Genomic DNA, 10097 nt, shown 5'->3' with positions numbered 1-10097 from the left:
AAGAGAATCAGGCCCTCGTCTTCAACAAAGTAACCTCCAGTCCCACTGCTTGCAGTGGGGCTGGAGGTTACGCTATTGGACTATAGAGGTCACAGAAGGCTGACCGGCAATTATTTCGGATTTCTTTTGGCGATAACGAGAACTTTGCCTAAATCGAGCTCCTTCTCGTAAAAAGCCGCTTCCGCGCTACTAAAGCCGAGCGAAGTAATCTTAAACCGGAGAGCATCGCCGCGTGAACGGAAAAGGTTAGCAATCGCACCAAATAACCCTTCTTCGCTAAGCCCGACCTCATTCACGTCTGCAGCATCCACGATACGGCCTTCACGGTTTTCATCGTGACTGATCACGTAGAGGTCATCTCTTGTATAGCCGGTGCTACGCAGCCGATTCACTTCTTCTATCGCCTGAACACCATTCTCCAGCAACTTGGCATATGCCTGTGTACCGATTGAATCCATGAAATCACTCTCCTTGTATTGTTTAAGAGGGCAACGCAGGTAAAAGATGACTGAGCATTCATTAACCTTAATTGCCGCTCTTGAAACAGCCTCAGAAAGAATTTCCGTCAAATAAATCAATACCCTCCCATTCTCCGGTGTTCATATTACGGTAGACTTTGAGCGCTGCACTTCCTCTAATATATACATCGCCGTCCTCGGCTTCAAAATCCGGTGCCCCCAATGTCTCCTGCAGGCTGGCAGTCACCGGATTCAGTTCCTGACCGTTAAGATTCAGGCCGAACTGTTCTGCCTGGGAAGGTGAAGCATGCACATAGAGGACAAAGCCCTCACAAACACCGGCGGAGACGTCAGCGTATTGATATTCCAGGCAATCTCCCCAAGGGTCCGGAGTAATCTGAGGCGGGATACCTTTGGTCTGCAGCAGCGCTTCCTCCGGCATATACAGGGTGACCCCGGCCAGAGACTCGAAACTGCTTATGTAGGGAACTGTATTGACACTATGCTCAAAGGCGAGCATTACCGGCGGTTGTTGCACGGTTGCCGAAGAAGCGGCAGGGACAGTCTCAGCTTGCGGCGGAATGGTGATAAAGGGAGAAAGCAGACTAAGCAAAAGAATAACGATTTTCATGTAAACTCCCGCCTCTCATAAGCTGAATTGCCCTTGGCCTGAACCCTGCGCTACTTAACCTGATTAATGGCGGAACTTCTGCCAGATGGCGGCTGCAGCATCCACGCCCTTAAGCGCTGTTGCTATTTTACCCTTGGACTTGCTTTCGTTTACCGCTTCATAGGATTGAATAGTTCTTTCTTCGGACGGAGTAAGCGGAACTTCTGCAATAGATACGGATTTGGCCTTATCCTTCAGTTCACGTGATTTGCGGAATTTCTCAATGACGGTTACCGATACCTGCTTCACGGTCAGTGTCAGTTCATTCATCACATCACCGAGGTTCTTCACAGAATCGACAATAGGATCAATCTTCTGAATTTTGCCCTGAACATCGGCAGTGATATCATTGGCATGTCTGACCGTTGTTTTCACTTCATACGTAAGCTCATCAATGGTCTTTTGTACTTCCTGCAGAGTCTGACTGACCTTGTCGAGGGATTCCTTCGCTGATTTCAAGGTTTTAATTAAGAAGAATACGAGGACTGCGAATGCAACAGCAACTAGTGCTACGCTAAGTTCAATGATCATTTCCATAACCCCTTCCGAATGTCTTATAATGTCGTTTGGCTCTGTCTGATACTGCATAGTTACCCTTACGGAATTAGGCCGAAACAAATTGTCAAGCGCCTTAAAGACCATCCCCTTCTGTTTGTTTCAAAATGATAGGCACCGTTTAAACAATGACTACATCACCACACAGAAAGGATGACATCTCATGTTAAGATGGTCAGTAATTCTGCTGGTAGTTGCTCTGATTGCCGGTATCTTCGGTTTCTTCAATATCGTGGCGGCCGCTGTAGGCATTGCCAAAGTATTGTTCTACATCTTCCTTATTCTCTTCGTTGTTTCGCTCTTTATGGGACGAAGAGGACGATCAATGTAGTCATTCATTCCGCTAACCCCAACCCAAGCAATGCTGTAGAGCCCGAGGCTTCCACGAGAAGCCCGGGCTTATTTCCATATCTGCACATTATTCCCCTTGATATATCCTATTCACCCTTCAGAAAGTATAGGCCTTTCCTCTCAGGATGTCACTTGTCCTCAGAATCAGAAATACAAGGCTCCCTGGAATAAAACAAAAAATATTTAATCCCGATGTTTGGTTCATTACATACACTTTATGTTTACATGCTTATTAGCACAGCACGAACATGTTAAAGTACACTACTAAACCAAAATCAGGAGGAATCATCGATGAAAAAATTAGCCAGCTTAACAGTAGCAATGGGTCTTATGGCTTCCATAGCAGCAACCGCTTCAGCTGCTGAAGTAACAGGTACCACTACCACTACTCCTACTTCTGATGCAGCAGTGTCTGTAACCGGAAGTACATACATGGAGCCATTCGACACTGTAATCACACCAGCAGACATCAAACTAGCGACTCCTCAGATTATCCTAACCAAGATCACTGCTTTCCACCTTTCCGTGGGCAGCATGGCTCCTATCGGCTGGCTGGGTGCGCAGACTGTCGACACTACAGGTGTAATCATGACCGATACTTGGGGCAATGAGTGGAGAGAAGTATATACTTGGCTGGGCAAAGCTTGGCTCAAGGTTCCTGCATCCGCTTATATAATTACTCCATAAATACTTAACGATAAGCGAAGTCATAACAGCTGATGTGCTACCTTTGCTATGACTTCGCAGTTGGTTATACTCAAGAGGCCCATGGACCTTAGTCCTGACGGCCTTTTTGCTGTGTTTAAACGGAAAAGGGGTTATCCTTTCAGTAGAAGAATCTACTGAAAGGATAACCCCACAAAACATCCGCCCTAGTTCGTTTACCCGTCACAAACTTGTACTACTGCCGCTTCATGCTCTCTATATCTATTGTTATATTAGCGGATGACCGAGCCTCCATAAAGGAAACGATTCATCCAAGAAGCGCTTAATTTGTCTACTCTTACACCGCCGGAAGATACGGAATACGTCTGTAATAACTGCCCGTCCCCCAAATACATCGCTACATGCGTAATTCTTGCTGCAGACTTGTCGATCCCCGCATAGGCGGAAGCCGAGCTTCCTTTATAATCCATGAAGAACATCAAATCACCGCGTTTCAACCCAGAAATGTCCGTTACTACATTACTATTCTGCTTCACCCAGTCTCCCTGCTGACGGGAGTCGGCAGGCAGCTTCAGATTTGCTGCATCCATGAAGATCTGGCGGATGAAATCCGAGCAGTCGAACGTGCTGGTATCACTCCGGCTGGACCCGTACTCATACGGTGTACCGAGGTAGCCCATGCCTGCCGCAATTACACTTTCAATCACAGCAGCCTGCGGCGGAGCCGTAGGTACTGGCGTTGGCGTAGGTGTTGGCACCGGTGTCGGTATAGGTGTCGGAGCAGGTGCCGCCGTTGCTTCAATGTATTGATCCGCAGAGCTTGTATATCCGGTTGTACCGTTAGCTGTTCTTACTTTGTACCAATAGCTATTGGTTTCTTCCATGATTGTTACCTGGTCATTCTTGTATAGGTATCCCAGCACTTTACCGCTTGTGGAAGGTGTCTCCCGAAGACGGACTGTGGACTGGATGACTGCTGTTTGTACTGCAGGTGTAGCCACCGGAGCCGTAATCACACTGATGTATTGGTCTCCCGCACTGGTATAACCGATCTCGCCGTCTGAAGTTCTGACTTTGTACCAATAGCTGTTAGTCTCTTCCAGGATCGTTACCTGTTCTCCCTTACTGAGGTACTTCAATACCTTACCGCTGGTAGAAGGAGTCGTGCGCAGGCGGACCGAGGATTGAATTACACCTGTCTGTACCGCTGGCGCAGCCAAAGACGAAATGTCAGAAGCCGATGCAGCGAAGGACTGCTGAGGACTTAACACTCCCAAGGATAATGCCAGTGTTGCTGAGACCAATAACGATGCTGCCAGTTTCTTATGTGATACGATCATAGCGTTCCCCCGCTTAGCGTATTGAGAATTCAACAACGGCGCGCGCTACGTTTGTTGCTTTCTGCCCTCATTATAGGCTTACCCGGGATTTGGAACATGCTCCAAATTTCACAAATAACCTTTCCATCTTATGGTAACATCCAGGTCTATAGTCTCGATTTCTCCTTGGATTTGGTGGAAATTACAGCTAACTAGGAGAAATTAAGGAATGTTAATCTTTGGGTTCAACGTGAACCTGCACATTCATGATGTTATGCAGCTTGCTCATCCGCTCTTCGATGGAGTCACTGATGGCATGGCCCTCCATTACCGTCATCTGTGCATTCACTTGTACCACTACATCAACCAGCACATGATTGCCATGAACCCGGGCTTTCAAATCCTTAATGCCCTCCACACCCGGTGTCCGGGCAATGGTGCTGCGCAGATCAAGCAGTTTATCTTCGTCAAAGCCGTCAGTCAGCCGGTAAGTGGAGTCGCGGAATATATCCCAGGCCGTCTTGGAGATCAGCAGTCCTACCGCAACAGCAGCAGCTGAATCGATCCAAGGAAGGCCGAACTGGGCTCCGACAATTCCTACAGCAGCTCCGATACTAACCATGGCATCCGAGAAATTATCCTTGGCTGCAGCCATCAGTGCGTTGTTGTTAATCTGCTTCGCCAAACGCTTGTTATATATATATACCCCCATCATGGCTACGGCACACACCAGGGCAACTCCCGCCGACCAGAGCTGCGGCGTTGCCTTCGCCCCTTCAAACAAGGATCGCACTGCTTCCACAATAACCTGGATGCCGACCATCGCCATGATAAAAGAAGCCATTAGCGCAGCAACCGTCTCGGCCCGGAAATGCCCGTAGGTATGATCTGAATCCGGCGGCTTCCGTGAGATGCGCAGACCAATCAGCACGGCCAGTGAAGCAACAATATCGGTCAGATTGTTAAAGCCGTCTGCCAGGAGAGCGCTGGAAGCGAACAAGTAGCCGCAGACCAGCTTGAAAGCAGACAAGACCAGATAAGCGACAATACTGACCAGTGCGCCTTTTTCTCCTTTGCGTATATCTTCATAAATATCGGCCATCCCTGCTCCCCCCTGTCAATCTCCATCCTTGTCACATAAATACAGGAAAACTTTCTTTGAGTTATTCTTGCCCTTGTGGCAGCATTTAAAAACAATTAGAATAAGGAAAAGGACTTGCTGCCTAAGGGGGTTAACATAATGAGCGAGAACAATGATAAACCAAAAATTAATTTGGCCGAGGCGATCCGCCAGAAGCTTGAACAGAAGAAACAGCATGCTTCAGGTAAACCGGGTTCAACTTTTCAAGCCGGTTCCGCGAAACCGCTGAAAAGCCAGAACAATAAGAAGCCAAACAATCAGCGCCGTCGTACAGGCGGATCCTAGGCTTCTTACACTCTTATATGTGAACATAAACGGCTGCGTTATCCCTTCCGGGACGACGCAGCCGTTTTCGTATGAACTCATTACCGTTCATCCTACCTCTATCTAGTTCTTAAGCCTCTACAGGATACATGCGTGCACGCATTTCCTTAATTTCCGGATTCTCCAGATATTCATCATAGCTCATCGAGCGGTCGATGACACCAGCCGGTGTAATTTCAATAATGCGGTTGGCGATTGTCTGGATAAACTGATGGTCATGGGAAGTGAACAGGATGGTGCCGTCAAAGTCGATCAGGCCGTTATTGAGCGCTGTGATCGATTCCAGATCCAAGTGGTTGGTTGGCTCATCGAACACGAGCACATTTGCCCCGTTCAGCATCATCTTGGCCAGCATGCAGCGGACCTTCTCGCCCCCGGACAGTACGCTCGCCTTCTTCAGCGCTTCTTCACCGGCAAATAGCATCCGGCCCAGGAATCCGCGCAGGAAAGTTTCATCCTGATCCTTGGAATACTGACGCAGCCATTCTACCAGATTCATGTTCACACCGTCGAAATAACTCGAGTTATCCTTAGGGAAATAAGCCTGGGTTGTTGTAACGCCCCAGGTATATTCACCGGCATCCGCTTCCTTCTCGCCCATTAGGACATCGAACAGCAGTGATTTCGGCTGGGAGTATGGACCTACAAAAGCAATTTTATCGCCCTTGTTCACGACAAAGCTGACTTCATCCAGCAGCTGCTCACCGTCAACCGACTTGCTCAGTCCGCTGACCGTAAGCAGCTGTTTGCCGGCTTCACGTTCAGGCTTGAAGTTCAGGAACGGATATTTACGGTTGGAGGGACGGATATCGTCCAGTGTAATCTTCTCCAGCTGCTTCTTACGGGAAGTAGCCTGTTTCGATTTGGAAGCATTAGCCGAGAAGCGCTGGATAAAAGCTTGCAGCTCCTTCATCTTGTCTTCCTTCTTCTTGTTCGAGTCGCGCTGCAGGGCCTGGGCCAGTTGGCTGGACTCGTACCAGAAGTCATAGTTGCCGACGTACATCTGGATTTTGCCGAAATCGATATCTGCAATATGCGTGCAGACCTTGTTCAGGAAGTGACGGTCATGGGATACCACGATAACGGTGCCTTCGTAGTCCATAAGGAAGTTCTCCAGCCAGCCGATGGATTCAAGATCCAAATGGTTGGTAGGCTCATCGAGCAGCAGGTTGTTCGGACGTCCGAACAGGGCTTGCGCCAGGAGTACCCGGACCTTTTCGTTGCCGCTGAGTTCGGCCATTTTCTTGTCATGCATTTCGCGCATAATACCTAGTCCGATCAGCATCGCAGCAGCATCCGGCTCTGCATCCCAGCCGTTCAGTTCAGCGAATTCGCCTTCCAGCTCACCGGCGCGAAGTCCGTCAGCTTCCGTGAAGTCGCTCTTGGCATACAGGGAATCCTTCTCCTTCATGATCTCATAAAGGCGGGTATGGCCCATAATTACCGTTTCCAGTACCAAAAATTCGTCATACTCGAAATGGTTCTGTTTCAGTATAGCCAGACGTTCACCGGGTGTAATATGCACATCGCCGATGTTGGCTTCGATCTCTCCGGACAGGATCTTTAGAAAGGTCGATTTGCCGGCGCCGTTCGCGCCAATCAGACCATAGCAGTTGCCGGGTGTGAATTTTATGTTTACGTCCTCAAATAGTGCGCGTTTTCCGTAGCGGAGTGTTACGCCGCTTGTGCTAATCATTAAGCATTACCATCCTTTTCACTTAGGGTTCCGGCTCATTATAGCATAAAATCAAGGCAAATGGCCCGTAATTGTAGCCCTTTAAGGGGCATCTTTGCCCTTTTCCAGGCAAATATCTTATCAAGTGGAAACAACTTTGCCGTCCTTTTAAGGAAGGCACCGTTTCAGCGAGAAATAGAAGGATAAGTTATTGTGTGAAACATATAATTTCTTATATTTTTAAGTAGAAGGGTTATGCGGGCCTCCTACCGGTCAGCCGCCGGCAGTTATTGTCCGGGCGGGCGCTCTTCGGGATGCACTACCAGTGTTTCCCCATAACCTAATGTACGGATACGTTCCTCGCTGATCCCTTGTGCAACACGCGCCAGCTCCATTCGGTCCAGCGCTTCGCGCGCGGTGTCATCAGCCAGCCGGAACGTCCCGAAATGCATCGGAATCATGAGCTCTGCCCCTACATCCAGAAATGCCTGCACAGCCTCCTCGGGATTCACATGCTGGGAGTTCATGAACCACTCCGGCTCATAGGCCCCGATGGGCATCAGTGCGACATGCAGCTTAAAGCGGCTGCCAATCTCCTTGAAGCCCGGGAAGAAGCCGCTGTCTCCGGCAAAATACAGATTCGGCGGAAGCTTGCGCTGCCCCTTGCCCTCATCACCCTCCGGATGCTTCCGCGGGTCCGCCGGCTGCAGCACATAACCGCCCCAATGCGAAGAATTCGTATCAAACGGTGTCCGCCGGGTCCAGTGCTGGGTCGGGACAAAGGTCAGCTTGACGGCACCGAGCGTAAGCTCCTGCCACCACTGCATCTCCAGGCAGTCCGTGAATCCTTTGCGGAGCATTTTGCGCTTGAGTCCTTCCGGGACCACAAGGGTCGTCGTCCCTGCCCGGTACAATTTGCGGATGGAAGCGATGTGCAGATGATCATAATGCGAATGGGAAATCAGAATAAGGTCTATCGGCGGCATATCGCCAAGGGGTATGCCCGGCTGCCCGATCCGCTTCTCAAACCCCAGTCTGCGCGCCCAGATCGGGTCCGTAATGATATTAAGCCCTTCATATTGCAGAAAAAAAGTGGAGTGCCCGATCCACGTAATCGTTGTTTCCAGCCGGTTCCCGGTCAGATAACTCAGCTGCGGCGGATGATTCGGCACCTTATAGGTGTAATCCTTCTTCTTCCTGCGGCGTTCCTCGCGCCATTGACGGAATTCCTTAAGCGTTTTATCGGTACTTACATTATCGATGTTGTTGTAGCGTATTTTAGCCATGGTTGAAACCACTCCTTATAACCGCTCTGCCGGATCTCTCTGGTGCGGCAAATCAGATACTCTTAACTATAGGGTTCCACAGAGCTATTTGCAAAATCACAGAGGTGTGCAGGTGTGCGTACATGAGTGTACCGATGTGTAATGCCACCCCTTACAAATGTTACCCATTTGGCCCAAACGGAAACGTCAGTGTGAAATAGAGGAGTAACAAATCTGCCGCTGACAGCGGTTATGAATCAGCAAATCTGGAGGCAACAGCGGCCACAAGTCCAAATGTACACCGCAGTAATGACTGGGCTGGAAGTTATTAACTTATGTATATCTTATCTATTCTAATATTTTAAATTTTAGCGGGTTTAGACCTATGCCCTTTTGTGTTCCACCGCTGAAATGATGTAAAATGCGGGTAAAGCGCACGGTGCTTATGCCACTTATCAAAGAGGAGCTGACGTATGAAGATTACCTTTATTGAACCGACTCCGAGTCCAAATACGATGAAGCTTCACCTGGACGAAACCCTTACACCCGGCATCCGCCGGACCTACACGCCGGAAAGCCGGCGCTCTGCCCCTTCCTGGGCGCAGGATATGCTGGAAATCCCGGGCGTCACCAGTATCTATCACGCTGCCGATTTCGCCGCCCTGGAACGCAAGGGCAGTGCTGATTGGGCCGCTATTCTCCGCGAGGTCCAGAACCGCTTCGGCGCGGATGGCCTCGCCGCCGATTTCAGCCTGGAGGATGAGAACGCCGGCGCCCATTTCGGGGAAGCCCAGGTGTTCGTGCAGATGTTCCGCGCGATCCCGATTCAGATCCGCGTCAAGACCGGCGCGAAGGAGGAGCGCATCGCGTTGTCGAGCCGATTCACGCAGGCGGTGACCGATGTGGCCAGCGCCGTGCTGATCAAGGAGCGCAAGCTCACCGATTACGGCGTACGCTACGGCGAGCCGCCGGACATTGCGCGCGAGGTCGAGCAGGAGCTGGAGGCGGCGTATCCGCAGGAACGCCTCGACTCCCTCGTGCAGCAGGCGATCGCGCACGGGGCTGCCGGCGAGTTCGTCGAGCAGCGGCACAAGAAGGAGCAGGCCGAGCTGCTGCGAGACCTGCATGATGAGGACTGGCGCGTACGCTACGCCGCGCTGGAGGATCTGGCGCCGAGCGAGCAGCTCCTGCCGGAGCTGCGCACGGCGCTGCATGACCCCAAGCTGCATATCCGCAGATTGGCGGTCGTGTACCTTGGCGACATCCGCACGCCAGGGGCGATGGAGCTGCTCTATGAGGCGATGCAGGACAGCGCCCCCGCCGTCCGGCGCACCGCCGGCGACACGCTGTCCGACATCGGCGACCCGGCAGCGACGCCGGTGATGACGGCGTCGCTGAGTGACGCCAGCAAGCTGGTGCGCTGGCGGGCGGCACGCTTCCTGTATGAGGTAGGGACAGCCGAAGCCCAGGAGGCGCTGACGGTTGCAGCCGATGATCCTGAATTCGAGGTAGGGCTGCAGGCTAAGATGGCGCTGGAGCGGATTCTGTCCGGCGAAGAGGCCGCGGGCACCGTCTGGCAGCAGATGTCGGAGCGCCGGCGGACCTGACGTCAACCTGCCGTATTTTGTCATTGCCTGCGAGGCAAAGTTGCATTATACTGATTCCTGTTGTTC

Annotated in this window: 11 protein-coding genes; 4 read left to right on the top strand and 7 right to left on the bottom strand. The window is 51.0% G+C overall.

Annotation, left to right across the window (positions count from 1 at the left end; all coding sequences use genetic code 11):
• Positions 1–110: 110 nt before the first annotated feature.
• From MKX70_RS10035 to MKX70_RS10025, 3 genes are all read right to left on the bottom strand, one after another.
• A complete protein-coding gene (locus MKX70_RS10035; protein ID WP_042239719.1) occupies positions 111–458 on the bottom strand; it encodes a general stress protein in 348 nt (115 codons plus the stop codon).
• A gap of 91 nt (positions 459–549) precedes the next feature.
• Entirely contained in the window at positions 550–1089 is a 540-nt protein-coding gene (locus MKX70_RS10030) for a hypothetical protein (protein ID WP_052416744.1), read from the bottom strand.
• A 63-nt stretch (positions 1090–1152) separates the two neighbouring features.
• Complete coding sequence (locus MKX70_RS10025; RefSeq protein ID WP_039309267.1) at positions 1153–1659, bottom strand: DUF948 domain-containing protein; 507 nt, start codon at positions 1657–1659, stop codon at positions 1153–1155.
• Positions 1660–1846: 187 nt separating this feature from the next.
• On the opposite strand from MKX70_RS10025, the gene MKX70_RS10020 reads away from it, so the two are divergent.
• On the top strand, positions 1847–2014 hold the full coding sequence (locus MKX70_RS10020) for a DUF1328 domain-containing protein (RefSeq protein WP_039309270.1): 168 nt from the start codon (positions 1847–1849) through the stop codon (positions 2012–2014).
• A gap of 311 nt (positions 2015–2325) precedes the next feature.
• Positions 2326–2721, top strand: coding sequence for a hypothetical protein (locus MKX70_RS10015; protein ID WP_042239720.1), 396 nt, complete (start codon positions 2326–2328; stop codon positions 2719–2721).
• A gap of 251 nt (positions 2722–2972) precedes the next feature.
• Here the strand turns inward: MKX70_RS10015 and MKX70_RS10010 are convergent, their stop codons facing one another.
• On the bottom strand, positions 2973–4040 hold the full coding sequence (locus tag MKX70_RS10010; protein ID WP_042239721.1) for a C40 family peptidase: 1068 nt from the start codon (positions 4038–4040) through the stop codon (positions 2973–2975).
• A gap of 211 nt (positions 4041–4251) precedes the next feature.
• A complete protein-coding gene (locus MKX70_RS10005; protein ID WP_042239722.1) occupies positions 4252–5121 on the bottom strand; it encodes a cation diffusion facilitator family transporter in 870 nt (289 codons plus the stop codon).
• Between the two features lie 138 nt (positions 5122–5259).
• On the opposite strand from MKX70_RS10005, the gene MKX70_RS10000 reads away from it, so the two are divergent.
• Complete coding sequence (locus MKX70_RS10000) at positions 5260–5445, top strand: hypothetical protein (protein ID WP_039309279.1); 186 nt, start codon at positions 5260–5262, stop codon at positions 5443–5445.
• Between the two features lie 109 nt (positions 5446–5554).
• On the opposite strand, the gene MKX70_RS09995 is transcribed toward MKX70_RS10000, so the two are convergent.
• Together MKX70_RS09995 and MKX70_RS09990 are read right to left on the bottom strand one after the other, a co-directional pair.
• Positions 5555–7180 carry an ABC-F family ATP-binding cassette domain-containing protein gene (locus MKX70_RS09995; protein WP_039309280.1) on the bottom strand — a complete coding sequence of 542 codons (1626 nt, stop codon included), beginning with the start codon at positions 7178–7180 and terminating at the stop codon, positions 5555–5557.
• Between the two features lie 266 nt (positions 7181–7446).
• The gene (locus MKX70_RS09990; protein ID WP_340839981.1) at positions 7447–8445 is read right to left on the bottom strand and encodes an MBL fold metallo-hydrolase; all 999 of its coding nucleotides are present in this window, start codon (positions 8443–8445) and stop codon (positions 7447–7449) included.
• Positions 8446–8897: 452 nt separating this feature from the next.
• On the opposite strand from MKX70_RS09990, the gene MKX70_RS09985 reads away from it, so the two are divergent.
• The gene (locus tag MKX70_RS09985) at positions 8898–10031 is read left to right on the top strand and encodes a conserved virulence factor C family protein (RefSeq protein WP_042239726.1); all 1134 of its coding nucleotides are present in this window, start codon (positions 8898–8900) and stop codon (positions 10029–10031) included.
• Positions 10032–10097 lie beyond the last annotated feature (66 nt).

It is taken from the genome of Paenibacillus sp. FSL R7-0312 (genome assembly GCF_038004445.1).
Lineage (GTDB): Bacteria > Bacillota > Bacilli > Paenibacillales > Paenibacillaceae > Paenibacillus_AQ.
The sequence above is the reverse complement of the archived record's forward strand: the minus strand, read 5'-3'. Positions and strand labels throughout refer to the sequence as shown.